Origin of the sequence: Planomicrobium sp. MB-3u-38 (genome assembly GCF_002836425.1) — a bacterium.
Taxonomy (GTDB): Bacteria; Bacillota; Bacilli; order Bacillales_A; family Planococcaceae; genus Planococcus; species Planococcus okeanokoites.
Genome location: NZ_PJBO01000071.1, coordinates 16,741 through 36,623, shown reverse-complemented (window position 1 = coordinate 36,623; position 19,883 = coordinate 16,741). Strand labels below are relative to the sequence as shown.

The window sequence follows — 19,883 nt, the reverse complement described above, 5'->3', positions numbered from 1 at the left end:
CCCCTAAAACCCTTTATACTGAAACTGAATAGTGATTCAGAAAGGATTGATATACAATGAGAACTTATAAATTAACCGCATTCGAACAGACCGGCAAATTGATAACCGAAGAAACTTTCACAGCTGAAAACGATGACCTGGCTAAAGAAAAAGGCAGAGAGATCCTTAAGGAAAAAGAACTTGAAGATCAGACCCATCGCCTCGCTTCGCCGGCTGGCAAACTATTGTTATTCCATTCTTGAAACGAATGCAAAAGGTGTCCCGTCATTGTGACGGGACACCTTTTCTTTAACTTACTGACCTTTGAATTCAGGTTTGCGCTTTTGGACAAAAGCCTGAATTCCTTCCATATGATCTTTCGTTTTGCGCATCGCCGATTGTGCGGATGCTTCCATTTCCAACACCTGTTCAAGTTCTTTCAGTTTTAACGTATGAAGGATATTTTTCGAAGCAAGTCTTGAAAGAACAGGCGAACTTAAAACTTCGTTAGCATAATTGTCCGCGTGCTCCATGGCGCGCCCTTCTGCCGTCACTTCTTCGATCAGGCCTTTAGCAAGCGCATCATGGGCTTTCAATGTTTGACCTGCCCAGATGATTTCCTTCGCTTTCGGCACACCGACACGTTCTTTCATGAAGAAATGCCCACCGCCATCCGGAACGAGTCCGATGCCGATGAAGTTCATCGCCAATTTGCTGTTCTCTTCAGCAATAACATGATCGCACGCCAGCGCCATCGAGAACCCGAGTCCTGCTGAAGCACCATGGACTACGGCTATCGTTAATTGTGGAAGCGTATAAAGCGCTTTCGCAAGCCTGCTGACATCCTTCATGACCAATTCGATATCCATCGGATTGTCCGGATCCATCATCTCCTTGATATCGCCACCGGCAGAAAATGCACGGCCTTCCCCGTAAATTTTTACAACCTGGAGTGTATGTTCGTTCTGGAGCGATTCAAAGCAGTCCGCCAGCTCCTTCATCATCTGCCCGTTCATCGCATTCATTGAATTCGGGCGGTTCAATACTACATGGCCAACGCGGCCTTGTTTTTCCAATCGGATTGTTTCAAACATAGAAAAAAGACACCCTTTCATAAAAATGAATTGTCATTCATCTTTACTTATTCGGTGTCTTTTTCCAAATCCCTCTATTTTAGATGAGGGAATTTTTAATTACATACTTTCATACAAAGATTGTACAGGTTTGATCAATACGCGGTTAACTTCCTCGATCATTTGGCTAAGGCCCATTTCAGCTTCAAGCATCGCAAGAATTTTCTCGTTTTGCTGTGCAGCCTGAGCTGTAGTTTGCGCACCCATCATTTCTTCTTCAGTGATTTCTTCGCCTTGCTGCTGTTTCTGCTGCAACGAAATCTGAAGATCGCGGAAGCTCTTGAATAATTCATTGGCCTCATCGTCTGATTTCACGCTTTCCACAGCTGCTTCAAGTTTCTGAAATTCCTCCGTCGAACGGAAAGTGCTTTCCAATTTGTTGATGTCGTCATAAATGTTAACTGCCATTATGATTCTCCTCTACAATATATTCAGTACCGAGACTAACACTCCCTGGAGAATACCAACAGCTCCCCCGATAAATGCGCCAAGCACTGTGATCATCTTGAACTCTCTCCGTGAAATCCCCAGAACCAATTCTTCCAGACGGCTCAGCGGCAGAGAATCCACTTGCTCTTTCACCATACTTTCAATGTTGATCTTGTGTATGGTCTCTTCCAATTTTTGCTCCCCTTGCTCGAAAATGAAATCGGTGACAAGCGGAGTAAAGTTTTCACTTGTCCATTCTAACCCTCCCGGCCAGGACTGTGCAAGTGTCGTGTTTAAGCGTCCTTCCACATTCGCGGTTTCGCGTACATATTGTTTCACTGCTTCAAGGGCCGGATTAAAGTCAAATTCACTCAGCAAGGCATCGGCCCGGCGATCCTGCAATTTATCCCACTCTGCGTATGCGATGGAGACCAGTAATTCAAATGTTTTCGGCGAATTAAGGAATTTTATGATTTCCGGTTGGATCCGGTCCACTAAGGGACGGGATTCGCCGAGTATCGAATGCAGCATATTGCCGATTCTGCCACGGGAAGCCAAAAATTCATCAAGCAGGGTTTTGATGGCGCGTCTTCCTTCAATCGATTCGAAGTAATCGGAACCTCTGTCAATGCCGTATTTCACCGACTGGATCATTTTCACTTCGGCTTCGTCTTTCCAGGCTTCCGGCATCAATTCACGGATTGTCTTGCCATCAATATAAGAAAGAAGTGAATCGTATTGCCTTTCCACCAATCTGTCGATTTTCCGCTCGATTTTCATCTCCACATTTTTTTGACCGGCTGCATCCAGCCAATTTTTAAACGTTTTCGGAGATTCAAATACATGCTTGGCTAGTTGCCGCTGAATCCATTTTTCTGTCTTCATTCGCATTTCTTCATTGAAAAAACGCTTTTTGAATGTTTCCGGCGTCAGGAGATGCTCCACCACAGTGCGTCCGAGCTGGGTCGAAAGTTCATCCCGTCTTTTGGGTATGAGACCGGGCGTGAACGGGATACGGAAATTGCCGATGTATTTTGCTTCATATGGCCAAAAAAGCATCTTAATGGCAATATGGTTGGTGACGCCACCGATGAGCGCACCGATGAATGCCATGAAAATCAATGTAAGAAGGATATTCAAATTCGTCACTCATTTCTTTTTCATCTTTGTCAATCCTGTTTCCTGCCTTTATAATGAATGCAAGAGACAAAGGGGGATCTTTATGCTGCAGCATTTTAAATTTACACCGATGTTCGAGAATCACCAATTGCCTGGCTGGAACATCTCATTTTTTTATAAGAATGAACGCATTACAGGAGAATACCATCCCGATGGGACCATCACTTGGAGAAACAAACAGCCTGAGGATGAAGAGGCCGTCAAAAAGATGATCCATGAGCTCATGCTCTTTCATGTATACGATTAAAGCGCTGGAAGGTTCCAGCGCTTTTTTTCATCCGTTCCTTCATTATAAAGTAAAGACTTGCAAAGTTAACAGTAATAGCAATTTGAATGGTTGAATTAAAGTACACAATTTCCATTCGCTTCGGCACTTTGGACAGTGCCAAGATTATGCTCCTGCGCAAGCTCGTCGCAAAGGAGGTGCCATCTACGTATGGCACACCTTGCCTCCCGCAATAAGCCGAGAAGACCACTCGTCTTATTGCTCCGGTCGGCATTCGCCTGCTCCTGAGCCGCGCCGGCGCTGGGGAAGTTGCTATGATTGAGAGAAAATCTGAGATATGAAGCAAAACAGCGAAGACGCCATGGGGAGCAGAAACGGCGTTGGCTATCCAACGACGTTTCGACGAAGTGCAAACGCTTCGAGTGCTCCTGCATCGCTTCGCTGCTTCGTCGCAAAGACATTAGCCTCGCTAAGCTTCGGCTAATGTCTTCGAAGCTGTTTTGCGGAATATCGGTTGGAATGTATTATTAATTCAAATAAATAAATCCAAAAATAAAAAAAGGGAATGTCCCCTTACCCAATTTTCTGGGCAGAAGACATTCCTGATTGGATCTGATACATCTGGTAATAAGTGCCGCCGAGTTTCATCAGTTCATCGTGTGAACCGGACTCTGCAATTTCACCGCGGTCGAGCACCAGGATGCGATCCGCATTCTTAATAGTAGATAATCTGTGCGCAATGATGAAAGTGGTTCTTCCTTTTTTCAGCACTTCCATCGCATGCTGGATTATTTCTTCGGTTTCGGTATCAATGTTCGACGTGGCTTCGTCCAGTATCAAAATGGCTGGGTCAAAAGCTAAAGCGCGCGCGAAAGATACCAATTGGCGCTGGCCGGAAGACAGCGTGCTCCCTTTTTCAACAACAGGTTCATCAATGCCGTTCGGCAAATGCTTCAGCACCCGTTCACCGCCGACTTCTTCCAATGCTTTAATGGCGCGTTCGCGGGTAATTTTCTTATCGCCGAGCGTTATGTTCGACTCGATTGTGCCAGAGAACAAATATGGATCCTGCAAGACGATTCCCATATGTTCACGGACAGCCTGCCTTGACATATCATTGATGTTGACGCCGTCAATCGTAATGCTGCCTTTGGAAACATCGTAAAAACGGAACAGCAGGTTCATGATGGAACTTTTACCGGATCCGGTGTGTCCGACGAGCGCAACTGTTTCCCCCTGCTTCGCTTCAAAGGTCAAATCCTTCAATACGTACTCTTCTTCTTTGTAAGCGAACCAGACATCCTCAAAACGAACATTGCCGCGGTATCTTGCAATCTTCTCATCACTGACATTTTCCCCGCTGCGGTCTAGCAGGCGGAACACCCGCTCAGCAGCCACCAATGCCTGTTCCAATTTCGCAAACTGGTTGACGATTCCGCTGATCGGATTGAAAAGGCGGATGATGTAATCGACGAATGCATAAAGTACGCCCACCGTTACAACTTCGTTGCCTGACATTGTCGCTCCACCGAAATACCAGATGAAGGCGATAAAAACCATCGAACGCAAAACGCCGACCATATTATGTGAGGCGGCGGCTTCCAAAATCAGCAATTTCTGCTGAAATTTGAAATGCACATTGTTCATACTCTCGAATTCCTCTTTCATCTGCTTCTCGCGTCTGAAGGCCTGAATGATCGTCATGCCTTGAATCGACTCATTGATCATCGCATTCATGTCACTGACCTTCTCACGGACCACGTGATTGTATTTCGCCGCATATTTCCGGTATACCAGCATCCACACGTATAACAGCGGCACGATGACAAAGGTGATCAGCGCCATGCGCCAGTCAAGGTAGAACAAGGCTGCGTAGATACCAGCCATATACATGAAGCTTGTCGCAAACTGCGACAGCACCGTGACAAATAATTCACGGATGGCTTCCGTATCGTTCGTTATCCTTGCGACAACTTTGCCCGCCGGCAGGTTATCAAAGTAACGGATCGGCAATCTTTGCACGTGCTCAAAAACATCATTACGCATTTTCCGGATGATTTTATTGGCGCCTTTCTGCAACAGGATATATTGCAGATAGCGGAATACAGCAGTGACGATTCCGAGTGCAAAGAATAACGCCAATAGGTAAGCAATCGGCTCAAAATCGATTGCTTCACCGGAAGTTGCAATGTGATTGTCTATTATTTCTTTGGCAATAAGCGGTGTCGCTAAGTCAGCAGCAACCGCAATGGACAGAAATATAAGGCCGACAATCAATATCCCTTTAAAATTCAAAGCATATTTTAATAATCTTTTTCCTGTAGTCATTCCTACACCTCCTCAATCTGCTGACGGAGGAATTGTTCGTTATACCATCCATTTTTCTTCAGCAAATCTTCATGCGTTCCTTCTTCGATGACGACTCCGTCATCCAGGACAACAATCCAATCAGCATGCTGCACCGCCGACAAGCGGTGAGTGGTGATTATAGTTGTTTTTCCGGAACGTTCCTGTTGGATATTTTCGATGATCCGTGCTTCTGTCTTCGCATCCACAGCTGACAGCGAATCATCAAGTATTAAAATTTCAGGATTTTTGATTAGCGCTCTCGCGATTGAAATCCGCTGTTTCTGGCCCCCTGATAATGCCACCCCTTTTTCCCCCACTAATGTATCCAGGCCGTTTGGCAGCATTTCAAGATCTTTCGTGAAGTGGGAAAGGCGAATCGCTTCCGCAATGTCTTCTTCGGTCGCATCAGACTTACCGAACAGGATATTCGCCCGGATCGTTCTTGAAAACAGGACATGATCCTGTGGTACATATCCGATCCAGCCTCTCAGCTGATCTTTCGTCAGATTCTGAAGTTCGATTCCATTCAGCAGGATCGAACCTTCACCTGCCGGATATTCCCGCATCAATTGTTTCACAAAGGTCGTTTTGCCGCTTCCCGTCTTGCCGACGATTCCAAGCGTCTGCCTGCTGTTCATCGACAAGTTGATTCCTTGCAGATTGATGGAGCTTGACTGCGGATAGGTGAAACTGAAATCACGGAAACCGATGTTTTCCGGTTTATCCGCATATGCCGGTTTCGCCGGATCGACAACATCCTCCTCGTAATCCAATGTTTCATTTACGCGGTCCAATGAAGCATTGCCCCGTTGCAGGATGTTGATCAATTCGCCGATAGCGAACATCGGCCAGACAATCATACCGAGATAAACGTTGAATGCCACCAGGTCACCGAGAGTCATGACACCTTCCGCCACAAGAAATGCACCGTAGCCGAGGCCGATCATATAACTGATTGCTGTCAGCACTTTTGTTACTGGTGCAAACAGCGCATCAATCCGTTCGACCGCCATATTCTTTTCATAGACGTCATCCGTCATTTCAGCAAACTGCCTCTCGGAAGCACGTTCCTGCACGTAAGCGCGCACGACCCGGACCCCGCCGACTGACTCGAGAACACTGTCATTCATATCACCGAACGCATCTTGCGCCAATGTATAGCGTTCATGGATTTTGCGCCCGAGAATCTGCACGACGATCGCCAGGATCGGCAGCGGGATCAATGCCAATAAAGTCAGTTCCCACGACACCAGGATTCCCATTGCGACGATGATGGTCCCCATATACAGTGTAGAATCGACAAGGGTCAGTATCCCGAATCCAGCGGTTTCTGATATAGCCCGTAAATCATTTGTGGAACGCGCCATCAAATCGCCTGTCCGGTTCTTTTCAAAAAACGTCGGCGTCATTTTCAGGAAATGCCCCATCAGACTTGAACGGAGCTGGCGCTCGATTACATAAGCACCGCCAAACAATTGATATTGCCAGACAAAGTTGATCAGATAGGCAAGTATCATTGCAACCGCCAATACGATAATGTATTGCCATAAAAGTTCTGCTGTCAGTTCATTCTGGGCAATCGAGTCGATTGCGACCCCGATCAGCCACGGCGGTATGATTTCCAGCACATTGGCAATCAGCAATAAGCCGACTGCAATTGTATAGCGGATCCAATTTTCTTTAAAAAACCATTTTAATTTCCATAAAACATCAAACATCTGCAATTCCTTCTTTCGTTTCCGATTTCAGCTAGTCTCCTTCAAGCGCTTCCTTCGTCATAATTTTTCTTTGTTGGATTTTTTCCATTTTCATATTCTCCTTTGTTTTTATTTGGCAACTGTTCCCCAGTGCCTATTATTTAAACAGCAAATGCTGGTTAAAAACGTCTCTGAACCATAAAAAAGCGCATGCCAATTTTTCTCGGCATGCGCTCAGGAAAATGGACAGGTGCTCAGACCTGTCCTGAAACTTCTAGTTACGAAATAAATTCAAAGACAAAAAACAGGATGGCCTGACATAGATATGAAATTGGACTCAGTGTTTACAAATACTTTTTTCATTGTCAAAACCTCCATTCCTTCAAATTTGATAGTTCAAGCCTACCACTGCCTTTTTTGAATTGTCAACATTATTTTAAAAAAAGAGAATATTCTTTATCTATATAAGTTGAATTAATGATTTTTAATAAGCGTTATTCTGCAATACAGCTGGGCTTTCCAACCCCATGCTCCTGAATCGCTTCGCTGGCTTCGTCGCAAAGCCTTGCCCTCGGAAGCTTCGGTCAAGGCTTGGCAAACGAATGTTTTCATTGTCAGCCAGGAGGGTACTTTCATAGTAAGAGTAAAACTTAGCGGGGTGAAAGCATATGTATAAAAAATTGGCGGTAGCATACGATGGTTCGGATGGCAGCAAAATGGCCTTTGACAAAGCATTGGAACTGAAACAGGATTTTCCCGACCTTCAATTATCGATCATCTATGTCAATGAAGAAACTGAGGAAGGCATCGGTTTCATGAGTGCGGGGGATGCTTCGGCACCTGTCACATCCTCTAATGTCGACAGCACCTATGCCCAGTTCATGCCTTATGGAATTGGTGAGAATGGCGGCAGCCGGGTACCAAGAGACCCGATGGAGCGGCCATCCGAATTTTCCAAGCATATGCATAATTCGATTCAGCAGCAATTGGATGAGAAAAACATAGAAGCAAATGTTCTGGCTTTGGAAGGAAACGCTTCTAAGACGATCCCTGCCTTCATTGATGAACAAAAAATCGATTTGCTGGTTGTGGGCAACAGCGGAAAATCAGGTATGCAGAAGTTCTTCGTAGGATCGGTCAGCAAGAAGTTATTGAAAGAAGCATCCTGTTCGGTTCTTGTCGTTAAATAATGGTTGACGAACACTTGGGTCGCCTAATTATGGGGCTTTATAGATTTTTGACCCAAATGATATTTTCGTGCTATTTCTGTCACAAATATATTAGTTTACTTCAAATCGAAATGGGTAAACATTTCTAAGTATAGAAAACTCGAAACAAAGGAAGAAGGAGAACAGCCATGTCTAAGCAAACTGTCTACTTTCTGTCTTCACACCAGCACCGTGGACTGATGGCTGAGATATGGGCAAATCGCCTCGGACTTCCTGATTGGGAAATTCGGAGCGCCGCTTGGAGTCAGCCTTCAATCAGCGAGACTCCAATGGAAATCATGAAGGAAATCATTCTCGATCTGCCAGAGGTTGAACCGAGATCCTACAATCACGATGAAGTCAGCGGAGCGGATTTGATAATCGCGATGCATGACGGTGAGTTGGAACAAGATGATATACCTGCAGATTTGCCCGCTCAAAAATTGCTGCGATGGGATATCCGCAATCCCGAACTGCGGTCATTGGATGAAACAGAACAATGGGCTCTGTATCAGGAAATATGTGATGAAATCGCCATGAACATAAAAAATATGGAAAATTATTTCCGTTCAGACTATATGTAAAAACCTTCACCCGATAATCAGGTGAAGGTTTATTTTTTATTTATAGAGAACTGCTCGCACCGGACTTCCTTCAGCGCCTTTGATCTTCAACGGCAATGCCGCTAACTGATAGACGCCTGCATCGATATTATCCAGCACGATCCCTTCAAGAATATATCTTTCATTTATATTCATAGCCTGGTGCATCGGTAACTCTTTACTGGTTTCCTGATCGACAGATGGCACGTCAACGCCAAGCAGACGAATTCCTTTTTCCTTCATCCAACCGGCAATCGATTCATCGAATACTGGCCAAGATCCTGGAAAATTCGTGCGGTCTACCCAGCTGCACGATTTCAATAAAACAGTCGTCACCCCTTCAGCAGGTTGGGGCAGATCGTTGCTGCTGATCTCCTTCAATCCCTGCACATCAATGACCTGTGCTGTGCTTAAGTATATCTCAAGCGGCATCTCCTCTATCGTCAAACCATTGTCATCATAATGGAACGGGGCATCGATATGAGTGCCCATATGTGTGCTCGTTTTGAATTGGCCGATATTCACAGAACCGCTCTGCTCTTTGGTAACTGACAGCGAATACTCGAACGGATGGTCTCCCGGCCATTCCGGGGTTTCTGTATTCAGTTCCATGGAAATATCAAAAATCTCTTTTGCTTTCAATTACGCCACCACATTTCTTTCATTGCTGTAATTCTTATAGAGTTCTTCAACCATGATTTTTTTCAGGATCATTACGGTGCGTTCAACATCTTCAAACGACGTATATAACGCGACAGGCGCCAGTCGAATAATATTCGGAGCACGAAAATCCGGCACGACGCCTTCATCTTTCAGCGCTTTGCAGATTCTGGCAGCTTCAGGATGCGACAGCGCAATATGCCCACCGCGTTCATCATCCGGCCGCGGTGTTACATCATCAAGTTCCGGGACATTCACAGCAAGCCGGTCACGAAGCAAGGAAGTCAGTTGAAGAGACTTATCACGTACACGGGCAATGTCGGCTTCTTCAAAGATTTCAATGCTGCCAAGCAGTGGCGCCATACTGAAAATATTCGGCGTACCGATCTGATAGGCCCCTGCACCTTCCGCTTTGCTGAATTGGTGATCCATGTCGAATTGCTTTGTTTTGTCTGAGCCGAACCATCCTGCGTTGCCAGGCAATAGATGATGGTGCCGCTCGTGAATATAAAGTCCACCTGTTCCGCCAGGACCTGAATTCATATACTTATAATGGCACCAGACCGCAAAATCCACATCATCTTCATGAAGCTTATGCGGCAAAGCTCCAATGGAGTGCGCTAAATCGAAGCCAACCAGAATCCCTTTTTCGTGTGCCGCTTCTGTTATTTGCTTGATCGCCAATAATTGGCCGCTGCGGTAAAGCACAGAAGGCAGCAACACAATGGCAACATCCTCTGTAAGTTGTTCCATTATATCTTCCAGTTCCAATGTATAACCGTTTCGGCTTCTGACCTTTCTCATGTATTGTTCGGGGTCAAGGCCGCGTAAACGAAGATGGCTTTCCACTGCATAAATATCAGATGGGAAATTCAGTTCGTCGACAAGAATAACCGCTCTTTCTGCTGTCGGTTGAAAAAGAGTCGATAACATCTGGTGGATATTCGAGGTGATGGAACCTGTCACCATTACTTCATTCGCTTTCGCACCCACAAAAGGAGCAATGCGGGAACTCATATCCTCCGCCAGTGTAAACCACGGATTATCTCCTTCGGTCCATCCATCGATCCCGAAACTTTTCCAGCTGTCCATCAAACTCAGCAATTTTGATTCTGCCCGTTTCGACATCAAGCCGAGTGAATTTCCGTCCATATAGATCTGTCCGTCTTCCATATAAAATTCATCTTTGAAATTTTTCAGCAAATCCTGCTCATCCAATTGTTTGGCGGTCACCATTGTCATCTTCCTTTCATCTATAGGAATGCATACATTGCCGCACCTAAAATAGCCGTTATCAAAACAACGATCCAAGGGGCGAGTTTAAAATAGACTAACATGGCAAATGCAATTACCGCAACGGCAAAGTCAGCCGGACCATTGATCGCTGAAGTGAATACAGGATCATAAAGTGCCGCAAGCAGGATCCCCACAACTGCCGCATTCACACCTTTCAATGCGGCCTGGACTCCAGATTTCGTCCGGATAATGCTCCAAAACGGCAGTGTCCCGATAACCAGTAAAAATGAAGGAAGAAACATCGCGAAAACCGCTACCACGACGCCCCATCCACTTCCCATCAATTGACCGAGATAAGCTGAAAGAGTAAATAGAGGGCCCGGAACCGCTTGGGCAGCACCGTACCCCGCAATAAACGTATCTGCGTCCATGAACCCAGGGACTACTTCCCGTTCAAGCATCGGCAGGACAACATGCCCGCCTCCGAAAACAATCGATCCGACACGGTAAAAGATGTCAAAAATCGCATAGTAACCGGACTCGATGACTGGACGCAGCAATGGCAATCCAATCAGCAATCCAGCGAAGATCGTCCATGCTGCAATACCCGTCTTTTTACCGAAACTGAGTACCAGCTTCACTGCCTCGGGTGCTTGATCATTTTTGTATATCAAAAAGCCGATTATCCCGGCAATAATGATGACACCAATTTGTGCCCAGGCTGTAGGCACCAATAAAATGGCGGCTGCTGATAAAACCGCTATAGCCACTCGCTGACGATCCGGAACCAATGATTTGCCCATGCCGAGCAATGCGTGAGCAACAACCGCAACCGCTACAATTTTTAATCCCTGTATCCAGCCTGTATCAAATGCGGCTCCTGAAATGAACATTGCAAACAAAGCAAGAATCAGCACAGACGGCATAGTAAAGCCGAACCATGAGATGAACCCCCCAAGAATTCCGCCTCTCAGCATCCCCACGGATATGCCCACCTGCGAACTGGCGGGTCCCGGTAGAAATTGGCATAATGCGACGATATCCGCATACGCTTTATCGTCCAGCCATTTCCGTTTTTCTACGTATTCATCCCTGAAATAACCAAGATGGGCAGTCGGTCCGCCAAATGAGGTTAGCCCCAGTTTTGTCGAAGCTTTCAAAATTTCCAAATACTTATTCTGTGCCATTCGAGCCTCTCCTTTTTTTATCCTGTTGCTTTAAGCATAACTGATTGCTTATATGAATTAAATTACAAGCTTGTAAATTTTATTGACGGAATTATTTGTTTTTTTATTTTTCTTCCCGTATCATTGAATTAATTTATATTTCTCCGCGGGAGGTGCAAACTTTGTTCCACTCCTGATTTGACTGGAACAAAGGACTTATTTGGACATAGCCATACAATTGCCGCTATTTATCCTGCTTATTATCGCGGCCGCTTTTTTCTCGGCAAGCGAATACGCTATCGTAAAAGTCCGCAGCAGCCGAATTGATCAAATGATTGAAGAAGGCAATCCCAAAGCTCTGGCTGCAAAAAAGGTCATTACGAATGTGGATGATTATTTGTCCGCGTGCCAGATTGGGATCATGATTTCTGTTCTGGGGCTGGGATGGCTTGGCCATTCATCAGTCATCGATTTTATCACCCCTTTAACAGCCAGCTTGGGTATACCGGAAAGTATTGCCGGCGTACTCGCCTTTTTGATTGCTTTTTTTATCGTCCTCACAGTTTTGACGATTGCCGGTGAGCTGGTCCCGAAAACAATCGCAATCCACAAGGCTGAGCAAATAACATTGGCTACGGCCAAACCGCTTATTGTTGCCTATCACCTGATGTACATACTCCTCTGGTTTTATCATAGGACGACAAGACTGATAGCCGGCGTGTTTGGTGTCAGCCACGTTTCTCAATCGGATATTGGCCACACCGAGGAAGATTTGAAAATCATCCTTGCGGACAGTCTGGAAAAAGGGGAAATCAATCCTTCCGAATATGCCTTCGTCAACAAGATTTTTGAATTCGATGAACGCATCGCGAAAGAAATAATGGTTCCGCGGACAGAAATGAAAATCATTGAAAAAGATCTTACATTGAAAGAAGTCTTTGAAAAAGCCGGCATTGAACAATTCACCCGCTATCCTGTAATCGATGGAGACAGAGATCACATCATCGGCGTCCTAAATATGAAATACCTTTTAACGGCCTATATCCGAAATCCGCTGAACGGCGATAAAGCGGTTGAAAATTTTGTGCTGCCGGTTATCCAGGTGATTGACTCGATGCCATTAAGCGAGTTATTGCTGAAAATCCAGCGTGAACGGATCCACATGGCGATTTTGCGCGACGAATACGGAGGAACAGCCGGCCTCGTCACAATCGAAGACATCATTGAAGAAATTGTCGGCGATATCCAGGATGAATTTGATTTGGAGGAAGTTCCTGAAGTCCAAAAAATGGGCGAGGACCATTATATCTTCAGTGCCAAGATGCTCATTGAGAGCATAAATGATATACTGGGTATTGAAATAGACGAAGAAGATATTGATACCATCGGCGGTTGGATGATGAGCATGAATTTCGATGCCATCCCAGGTGAGAAAATCATTGAGCAGGGGTATGAATTCCAGATCAAAGAAGTTGACGGACATCACATCCTTTACCTGGAAGTCCGCAAAATTGAAGAACCCGAAAACGAAGAATAGCAAAGGCGACTCTCAAGTGAGGGTCGTTTTCAATTTGTTAAAAAGGTTTGGAGGAAGGAAACTTTATGGAGTTATATACAAATTTACGCCGAGGGGAAAAAGGCGCGTGGCTGAGTATTGGCGCTTATGTGTTCCTTAGCACTATAAAGCTTGTATTCGGATTCGCCGGATCTTCGGAAGCGTTAAAAGCGGATGGCCTGAACAACCTGACGGATATCATCGCTTCTGTCGCAGTACTGGTCGGACTGCGGATCTCCCAGAAGCCACCGGATGAAAACCATCATTACGGTCATCTCCGAGCCGAAACTGTCGCTTCCCTTCTCGCTTCGTTCATAATGGCTGTGATCGGGCTTCAGGTATTGCTCGGAGCGGGACGCAATCTTTTCAGTCCCAGCGAACAAACTGAACCTTCCCTCTATACCGCTGGCATCGCATTGTTTTCGGCCATCATCATGTATGGCGTCTACCGATACAATCTTAAGTTGAGCCGCGAAATTAACAGCAGTGCTGTAAAAGCCGCAGCATATGACAACCGTTCGGATGCACTGGTTAGTATAGGAGCCGGCATCGGAATCCTGGGCGCTATTTTGGGAGCACCTGTCATTGATGTCATCACCGCCTTTATAGTCGGATTAATCATTCTTAAAACCGCTTTGGATATTTTCAAGGAATCGGTGATGACTTTGACAGATGCCTTCAATGAAGATGAAGTTGAAACCTTGTCTGCCATTATCCGTAAAGTGCCGGGTGTCAGGAAATTAAGTGATTTTAAAGGGCGCCATCATGGCAATGTCATGTTTGTGGATCTGACAATTGAAGTCGATGCTTTGTTGAATGTAACGGAAAGCCACTGGATAACGGAAGAAATTGAAAGAAAAGTAAAAAAATCGAAACCTAATTGTGTCGTGCTCGTACATATAGAGCCGGATTATTCTGACTATGACGATCCGGTACAAGAGGGGGATTAGAAAATGTATGATTTCATTGATCAAAAGAGGATAGTATATATTACGTTTGCGGTTATACTGTTCATCTCCGCTTTATTTGCACCCGTGGCTTTCTTCTATCCAATTAAAACCATGTTCATCACACCAGATGCATTGGCCATCGGCACTTCTTCCATGTCGCTATTGACCGGAGGCATCGGCCTTGCGCTTATGGCGGGGGGATTGATCGTATTAGCAATGCTGGAACCGCGATTGAAGAAATACGGGTTTGCATTTGCTCTATTTGTATCGGGGATAATTGCGCTGAGCTTTTCTTTGACCGATTATTATTACATAACTTCCGACGGGTTTGTTTATAATGCCCCATTAGCCATCACATCCGAGAAATATGAGTGGACGGATTTTGAAAAAGTGGAGGAACGTATTGTCAAAGAAAATGGAATGACAAAGATTGATTCATTTTCATTCCATTTAAAAAATGGAACGGTCATCGACATGCCGGCAGGAGCAATCCTCACAATGAGCGGCAGCATCATCAATAACGTCCAGGCTTCCGGTGGTGTCCATGAAAGGATCACTGAAGAATGAATCAAAACTTAAAGCCCCTTGCCATTGACCGGCACGGGGCTTTAATCATTAGCGGGGGCATGTGTTTTCGCCAGTTCAATATCATTATCAAAAAACAATTTGGCAATAGCGTGTCTCAGCCTGCTTTCCAACTGTTCCTTCATCTGGACGTCAACGACATGCACTTCCACTTGGAAATCAAGCGCAGAATTGCGGAATCCGATAAAACGGACATCAGGCTGTTGATTTAGCGGCACACCCTTCATCGCTGGAATTTCCTGTTCTGCCGCTTCCAAAATGAGCTTTTCCACCTTTGCCGTGTCGCTGCCATATGCCACACTGACTTCCACTCTTGCAAACAACTCGGCACTGGAACGATTTTTAACGATCTGCTCAATGAAGTATTGGTTCGGAACGACCATTGTTCCATCTTTCAATGTTTCAACCACTGTAGACCTCAGCTTGATTCTCGTAATTTTACCGATCTTTTTGTCTATTTCAACCATTTCGCCCACTTCCATGGGCCGTTCAAACAGGATGATGATACCCGATACGAAGTTCGCTGCTATATTGCGGACGCCGAAACCGATACCGATGCCGAGCACACTGAACACAACGCCCAATGCTGTGAGATCCAAGCCGACAGTCGTGAAACTCAAGGCCAGAGCCAGGAACATGACCGTATAGTAAATCAGCCGATTGATCGTGAAACTTAAACCTACATCGATATCGAATTGTTCATAAATGAACGGCATTACATGCCTGTTGAAAGTCTTGATGATCCGGCTGGCAAATGTCACAATCATGACGACCACAACAATCAGAAATACCGATACCTCTACGCCATCAGTTTCATAAAATGCATATGTCAGCCAGCTTTCCTTCCAAAAATAAAACAGGAAAAGGATGATGGAACTATAAAAAGCGAGCCAATTCAAGATCGCTTCAATCATCGGCAAAACTCTTTCCTTATAACGGGTATGTTTCAGTATGAATTTAAAAGCCCATTCAATTGTCAGCTTGATGACAAATATCAATGATAGGTAAATAAAGAACATAAAAAATTCCCTAACGGATAAATCTTTCAGTACGTCTATGCCATTAAAGAGCTGACTGTTATCCATCTACTCAGCCTCCCCCTGTTTAATTTCCATTGATGTCCATCAGGTTAACTGCTCTCTTGTTCACTCTTTCAGCCAGAATATCAATTTTCTTCTGCAGAAATATCCTGTCCATCGATTTTAAATCCTTTGCGGCAACTCCTTCTAATATATACAATTGAATATCCCATAAATCGTTCTTATGCTTTTCAGGCACTGTCTCTGACGTGATTATCAAAGAATCCGTCAAGGCGCCCAGCACCGATATATCATCTTTTCCATAATAGGAGAACTGGTAATAGACTTTATACAGAATCTCTCTAAACTTCGGATAAGGGTACAGTATCCGGCCATTCCCCTTTTTGTCAGTCAGTACGACTTCATCTGTTTTAAGGCTGCCGATTTTCCCAAGCAGATTACCAAGCCTGATCACGATATCATTGGCTGTATTCGGATCGTTGATGCCTGGCGATATTGCCCGCAGCGAAATTTCCACTAATTTTTGCAGAGCAAACTCTACATCCTGTTCAGAAGTCCGTTCCTCTCCGATTATAAAATATTCATTAATTGGAAATTCTTCAGAATCAGCCATATAAACATTCACTATGGATTTTGTTTCATGGATGTAATCACCTATAGATACAAGAACTTCCACTTCCATATTATTTTTTTCAGCATATTCCAGAAGTTCTTCGAAGTAGATATAACCTATAAAACCTGCTTTGCCGGCAGCAAATGACCGCTTGATGCCATCCGGCCTCCAAATTGTTCCTTCATCGCTGCTCTTTTCCCATAATCCTTCGAATTTTTTTATAACCCGTTCAGTGTCGCCTATCAGATCAATCACTAATTTTCCTACTTGAACAGTAGTGGATATATGATGAATAAAATAAGCAAAAGTCGCCAAACAGTAGAATGCGATCAAGATACCGATAAATGTCGAAATCACATCGTGACTGTAGAGGTGCGCACGCATGAACAGCAACGATAAAGTATTGTAGATGAATCCACCAAGAAAAACGCCAAGCACTCTCCATGTCAGCCGGTCATGTACGAAATTCTTTAACGTTCTGGGTGAAAATTGAGAGGAATACATTGTCAGCACAACGAGGATGGTGGAAAACGTGAATGTCGTCATCGTAAGTAATGCACCTGATAAATTCCCCATGATGGTTTTTGCCAGGTCGACATTCGTCAATAGAATCGAAGGTATGTACTCACTGAGTGATTCGATTAAATACAAATCGATATAAAAGAAGATGATTGACAGCGCCACAGCAAAAATACTGTAGACGGCCGGAGTCACCCATAACTTTTCCTTGATCCAAAAAGTGAAATTTTTCATAAGTGCCCCCCAATTCGTCCTTTAATAAATATTTCCCCTGTTACCGCCTATGACAAACACGTTAAACATTTTTCAATAACACTCCACTTTCCATAAAAAATAAAAAAAACTCCCGATTAAAGGAGCATCTTTCCAATCGAACAAACTATGATTGTCTCTTCATGACGGGAATTTCCTTTACACCCCGGACAATCATTCCCTGTCGCCATTTAAGCTCGCTTTCTGGTATACGCAATTTCAAATCAGGAAAACGATCCAGCAGCCTGCTGATAGCTATCTTTCCCTCGAGCCGTGCAAGCGGCGCTCCAAGACAATGATGGATTCCCTTCCCAAATGCGAGGTGCGGGCTTTTTTCCCGGCTGATCTCAAATACTTCCGGATCATCGAACTGATCAGGGTCCCGGTTCACTGCATTTAAGGCAACCACCACCAATTCCCCGCGGCTGATTTTTTTTCCTGCAAACTGAAAATTTTCACCCGCCCATCTGGACGTACTGAATTCAACAGGCCCATCGAAACGCAATGATTCCTCGATTGCCTGTCCAATCAACTCCGGTTTTTTTCTTAACAGCTCTTTCTGTTCCGGATGCTTCAATAAATTCAGAAATGTATTGCCTATTAAATTGACCGTCGTCTCGTGCCCGGCGATGATCAATAAGGTTACAAGACCGTATAATTCCTTTTCCGTCAAACGGTCTCCCTCTTCTTCCGCCTCTATGAGTTTACTGATCAGATCATCTTCCGTCTCAAGCCTTGTTCTGCTGAACCACTCGCCAAGATAACGGATAGAATCATTCATATGCTGGTAAACACTGACTCCCGGTTCACCGCTGCTTCCTTCAATAAGTGAATTTGACCAGATCCGGAATTTATCGCGGTCTTCCGATGGCACACCGAGAATTTCGCAAATGACGATGATGGGCAATGGAAAAGCGAAATCATCAATCAAATTGATTTCCTTTTTCTGCTCCATTTCGTCCAAAAGCTGATCGGTTATTTCCTCAATTCGTTCTTTCATTCCTTCAATTACCCGCGGCGTAAACGTTTTTTGCGCCAAGCCCCGGAGACGGCGGTGATCGGGCGGATCAGAAAAAAGCATATTCTGAGTAAAGACATTCATTCCGTCCATCGAGCCTCCATAGAGTTTACTGAAATCCTTGATGAAACGCGGCTCTTTCAATGCTTCCACCGCTTCCTCATAACCAGTAATCAGCCAACCCTGCTGGCCATCAGGAAACCTTGTTTTATAAACCGGATCCCCCGCTCGCAGCTGGGCATAATAGGGGTAAGGATTTTCCACAAATGTTTCTGTAAATAATTGCCAGCTATATTTATCGAAGTCCATCATACCGCCTCCTTTCTCTCTTCATACCCGCTCCTATCCACCTTTTTCTCCACCAAATCACCTATTTGGAAAAGAAAAAAGACCGGAAATTCCGGCCAGCATTTTACTTGAATCTATTTAGTTGCTGTTCCAAGCCCATAGCGGATCAGGCTCTTGACGAATCGATCGAAATTCGCAAAGCGCGGATCCTGCGTCTGGCCATTTTTATACCTGAAATAAATCTGCTGGACAATCACCGCCAGCTTGAAATAAGCGAACGTCAGATAAAAATCAATTTGAGTGATGTCCCGGCCGCTCTTCTCTGCATAGCTGCGAATAAATTCCTCACGTGTGTAAAATCCTTCATTGACAGTGACAGGCGGTTTACCCATCCCCTTTTTCAGGAGTTCCGGGTCATCGGCTTGGATCCAGTAGCTCATCGCCGCGCCCAAATCTGCCAGCGGATCACCGACAGTTGTCATTTCCCAATCGAAAAGTCCTGTAATTTCTGTATAATCTTCACCGAACAACGCATTGTTCAATTTAAAATCGTAATGGATGATTGAAGGCTCCTGTGATTCCGGTAAATTAGTAAGCATCCACTTTTTCAATGCTTCGACCTCTTCGATATCATCTGTTTTTGAGCGTTCATACCGTCCGATCCATCCATTGACCTGCCGTTCCATAAATCCTTCCGGTTTCGCCATATCGGCTAGCGCCGTTTTTTTATAATCGATGGCATGGAGTTCAACCAGTGTATCCACCATTTTCTCGGATATTTTCCTGCCAAGTTCTGCAGTCGCTTCAGTTCCTGACGGAAAATCGGTATCCAGCACGACGCCATAACGTCTTTCCATGATGAAGAATGGACTCCCTGTTATAGAGGTTTCTTCCGAAAATACAAATGGTTTCGGGGCTGCTGGAAAAATCGGCGCCAGCGATTGCAGAATTTTGAATTCCCTTTCCATATCGTGCGCTTTCGGAGCCACTGGTCCAAGCGGTGGTTTACGGAGAACCCCTTCCCATCCCCCAATTTTAAGTGCATAGGTTAAATTGGAATGGCCCGCGCCAAATTGGCGGATTTCAAGTTCACCTTCAGGCAGTCCTTCAATTGACGAACGAAGAAATTCTTCAAGTCTTTGCAGATCGATTTCTTCCCCTTTTCTGACCGGAATCGTTGCTTGTGTAAAATCTCCCAT

The 19,883-nt window shown here is 44.9% G+C and carries 19 protein-coding genes; 7 read left to right on the top strand and 12 right to left on the bottom strand.

Going from position 1 to position 19,883, the window contains the following annotated elements:
• The first annotated feature begins 56 nt into the window (after nucleotides 1–56).
• Nucleotides 57–242 carry a YhzD family protein gene (locus CXF70_RS14415; protein WP_084242588.1) on the top strand — a complete coding sequence of 62 codons (186 nt, stop codon included), beginning with the start codon at nucleotides 57–59 and terminating at the stop codon, nucleotides 240–242.
• A 51-nt stretch (nucleotides 243–293) separates the two neighbouring features.
• On the opposite strand, the gene CXF70_RS14410 is transcribed toward CXF70_RS14415, so the two are convergent.
• The 3 genes from CXF70_RS14410 to CXF70_RS14400 form a co-directional block, all read right to left on the bottom strand.
• Entirely contained in the window at nucleotides 294–1,073 is a 780-nt protein-coding gene (locus CXF70_RS14410; protein ID WP_101803254.1) for an enoyl-CoA hydratase, read from the bottom strand.
• A gap of 99 nt (nucleotides 1,074–1,172) precedes the next feature.
• Entirely contained in the window at nucleotides 1,173–1,520 is a 348-nt protein-coding gene (locus CXF70_RS14405) for a YlbF family regulator (RefSeq protein WP_101803253.1), read from the bottom strand.
• A 12-nt stretch (nucleotides 1,521–1,532) separates the two neighbouring features.
• Nucleotides 1,533–2,690 carry a DUF445 domain-containing protein gene (locus CXF70_RS14400; protein WP_338088700.1) on the bottom strand — a complete coding sequence of 386 codons (1,158 nt, stop codon included), beginning with the start codon at nucleotides 2,688–2,690 and terminating at the stop codon, nucleotides 1,533–1,535.
• A 73-nt stretch (nucleotides 2,691–2,763) separates the two neighbouring features.
• Between CXF70_RS14400 and CXF70_RS14395 the strand changes: the two genes are divergently transcribed.
• Nucleotides 2,764–2,967, top strand: coding sequence for a YheE family protein (locus CXF70_RS14395; RefSeq protein WP_084242591.1), 204 nt, complete (start codon nucleotides 2,764–2,766; stop codon nucleotides 2,965–2,967).
• 552 nt (nucleotides 2,968–3,519) lie between these two features.
• On the opposite strand, the gene CXF70_RS14385 is transcribed toward CXF70_RS14395, so the two are convergent.
• Nucleotides 3,520–5,274, bottom strand: coding sequence for an ABC transporter ATP-binding protein (locus CXF70_RS14385; protein ID WP_101803251.1), 1,755 nt, complete (start codon nucleotides 5,272–5,274; stop codon nucleotides 3,520–3,522).
• A 2-nt stretch (nucleotides 5,275–5,276) separates the two neighbouring features.
• Nucleotides 5,277–7,013: an ABC transporter ATP-binding protein gene (locus CXF70_RS14380; RefSeq protein WP_101803250.1), complete on the bottom strand. Its 1,737-nt coding sequence runs from the start codon at nucleotides 7,011–7,013 to the stop codon at nucleotides 5,277–5,279.
• 647 nt (nucleotides 7,014–7,660) lie between these two features.
• Between CXF70_RS14380 and CXF70_RS14375 the strand changes: the two genes are divergently transcribed.
• The gene (locus CXF70_RS14375) at nucleotides 7,661–8,182 is read left to right on the top strand and encodes a universal stress protein (protein WP_084242595.1); all 522 of its coding nucleotides are present in this window, start codon (nucleotides 7,661–7,663) and stop codon (nucleotides 8,180–8,182) included.
• Between the two features lie 167 nt (nucleotides 8,183–8,349).
• On the top strand, nucleotides 8,350–8,784 hold the full coding sequence (locus CXF70_RS14370) for an arsenate-mycothiol transferase ArsC (protein ID WP_084242596.1): 435 nt from the start codon (nucleotides 8,350–8,352) through the stop codon (nucleotides 8,782–8,784).
• Between the two features lie 36 nt (nucleotides 8,785–8,820).
• Here CXF70_RS14370 and CXF70_RS14365 read toward each other — a convergent pair whose 3' ends face one another.
• From CXF70_RS14365 to chrA, 3 genes are read right to left on the bottom strand one after another with little or no spacing between them, the layout of a single operon-like run.
• Nucleotides 8,821–9,444, bottom strand: a complete 624-nt coding sequence (locus CXF70_RS14365; RefSeq protein ID WP_233208652.1) for a cyclase family protein — start codon at nucleotides 9,442–9,444, stop codon at nucleotides 8,821–8,823.
• Nucleotides 9,445–10,698 (bottom strand): kynureninase, encoded by a 1,254-nt coding sequence (kynU, locus tag CXF70_RS14360; RefSeq protein WP_101803249.1) that lies wholly within the window; start codon nucleotides 10,696–10,698, stop codon nucleotides 9,445–9,447.
• A 17-nt stretch (nucleotides 10,699–10,715) separates the two neighbouring features.
• Nucleotides 10,716–11,885 (bottom strand): chromate efflux transporter, encoded by a 1,170-nt coding sequence (gene chrA / locus CXF70_RS14355; protein WP_101803248.1) that lies wholly within the window; start codon nucleotides 11,883–11,885, stop codon nucleotides 10,716–10,718.
• Nucleotides 11,886–12,084: 199 nt separating this feature from the next.
• Between chrA and CXF70_RS14350 the strand changes: the two genes are divergently transcribed.
• The 3 genes from CXF70_RS14350 (at nucleotide 12,085) to CXF70_RS14340 (ending at nucleotide 14,936) form a co-directional block, all read left to right on the top strand.
• A complete protein-coding gene (locus CXF70_RS14350; RefSeq protein WP_199172843.1) occupies nucleotides 12,085–13,401 on the top strand; it encodes a hemolysin family protein in 1,317 nt (438 codons plus the stop codon).
• A gap of 65 nt (nucleotides 13,402–13,466) precedes the next feature.
• Nucleotides 13,467–14,369 (top strand): cation diffusion facilitator family transporter, encoded by a 903-nt coding sequence (locus tag CXF70_RS14345; RefSeq protein WP_101803247.1) that lies wholly within the window; start codon nucleotides 13,467–13,469, stop codon nucleotides 14,367–14,369.
• Nucleotides 14,370–14,372: 3 nt separating this feature from the next.
• The gene (locus CXF70_RS14340; protein WP_101803246.1) at nucleotides 14,373–14,936 is read left to right on the top strand and encodes a hypothetical protein; all 564 of its coding nucleotides are present in this window, start codon (nucleotides 14,373–14,375) and stop codon (nucleotides 14,934–14,936) included.
• 41 nt (nucleotides 14,937–14,977) lie between these two features.
• On the opposite strand, the gene CXF70_RS14335 is transcribed toward CXF70_RS14340, so the two are convergent.
• The 4 genes from CXF70_RS14335 to CXF70_RS14320 form a co-directional block, all read right to left on the bottom strand.
• Nucleotides 14,978–16,039, bottom strand: coding sequence for a mechanosensitive ion channel family protein (locus CXF70_RS14335; RefSeq protein ID WP_101803245.1), 1,062 nt, complete (start codon nucleotides 16,037–16,039; stop codon nucleotides 14,978–14,980).
• Between the two features lie 19 nt (nucleotides 16,040–16,058).
• Entirely contained in the window at nucleotides 16,059–17,360 is a 1,302-nt protein-coding gene (locus CXF70_RS14330) for a DUF2254 domain-containing protein (protein ID WP_101803244.1), read from the bottom strand.
• 145 nt (nucleotides 17,361–17,505) lie between these two features.
• Complete coding sequence (locus CXF70_RS14325; RefSeq protein WP_233208651.1) at nucleotides 17,506–18,705, bottom strand: cytochrome P450 family protein; 1,200 nt, start codon at nucleotides 18,703–18,705, stop codon at nucleotides 17,506–17,508.
• Nucleotides 18,706–18,818: 113 nt separating this feature from the next.
• The gene (locus CXF70_RS14320; RefSeq protein ID WP_101803242.1) at nucleotides 18,819–19,883 is read right to left on the bottom strand and encodes a phosphotransferase family protein; all 1,065 of its coding nucleotides are present in this window, start codon (nucleotides 19,881–19,883) and stop codon (nucleotides 18,819–18,821) included.

Excerpts from the sequence above, each read along its gene's own strand:
- chrA (WP_101803248.1), bottom strand. The coding sequence starts at position 11,885 with ATGGCACAGAATAAGTATTTGGAAATTTTGAAAGCTTCGACAAAACTG.
- kynU (WP_101803249.1), bottom strand. The coding sequence starts at position 10,698 with ATGGTGACCGCCAAACAATTGGATGAGCAGGATTTGCTGAAAAATTTC.
- CXF70_RS14370 (WP_084242596.1), top strand. The coding sequence starts at position 8,350 with ATGTCTAAGCAAACTGTCTACTTTCTGTCTTCACACCAGCACCGTGGA.
- CXF70_RS14380 (WP_101803250.1), bottom strand. The coding sequence starts at position 7,013 with ATGTTTGATGTTTTATGGAAATTAAAATGGTTTTTTAAAGAAAATTGG.
- CXF70_RS14320 (WP_101803242.1), bottom strand. The coding sequence starts at position 19,883 with ATGGGAGATTTTACACAAGCAACGATTCCGGTCAGAAAAGGGGAAGAA.
- CXF70_RS14330 (WP_101803244.1), bottom strand. The coding sequence starts at position 17,360 with ATGAAAAATTTCACTTTTTGGATCAAGGAAAAGTTATGGGTGACTCCG.
- CXF70_RS14325 (WP_233208651.1), bottom strand. The coding sequence starts at position 18,705 with ATGGACTTCGATAAATATAGCTGGCAATTATTTACAGAAACATTTGTG.
- CXF70_RS14340 (WP_101803246.1), top strand. The coding sequence starts at position 14,373 with ATGTATGATTTCATTGATCAAAAGAGGATAGTATATATTACGTTTGCG.
- CXF70_RS14405 (WP_101803253.1), bottom strand. The coding sequence starts at position 1,520 with ATGGCAGTTAACATTTATGACGACATCAACAAATTGGAAAGCACTTTC.
- CXF70_RS14415 (WP_084242588.1), top strand. The coding sequence starts at position 57 with ATGAGAACTTATAAATTAACCGCATTCGAACAGACCGGCAAATTGATA.
- CXF70_RS14410 (WP_101803254.1), bottom strand. The coding sequence starts at position 1,073 with ATGTTTGAAACAATCCGATTGGAAAAACAAGGCCGCGTTGGCCATGTA.
- CXF70_RS14335 (WP_101803245.1), bottom strand. The coding sequence starts at position 16,039 with ATGGATAACAGTCAGCTCTTTAATGGCATAGACGTACTGAAAGATTTA.
- CXF70_RS14345 (WP_101803247.1), top strand. The coding sequence starts at position 13,467 with ATGGAGTTATATACAAATTTACGCCGAGGGGAAAAAGGCGCGTGGCTG.
- CXF70_RS14395 (WP_084242591.1), top strand. The coding sequence starts at position 2,764 with ATGCTGCAGCATTTTAAATTTACACCGATGTTCGAGAATCACCAATTG.
- CXF70_RS14385 (WP_101803251.1), bottom strand. The coding sequence starts at position 5,274 with ATGACTACAGGAAAAAGATTATTAAAATATGCTTTGAATTTTAAAGGG.
- CXF70_RS14375 (WP_084242595.1), top strand. The coding sequence starts at position 7,661 with ATGTATAAAAAATTGGCGGTAGCATACGATGGTTCGGATGGCAGCAAA.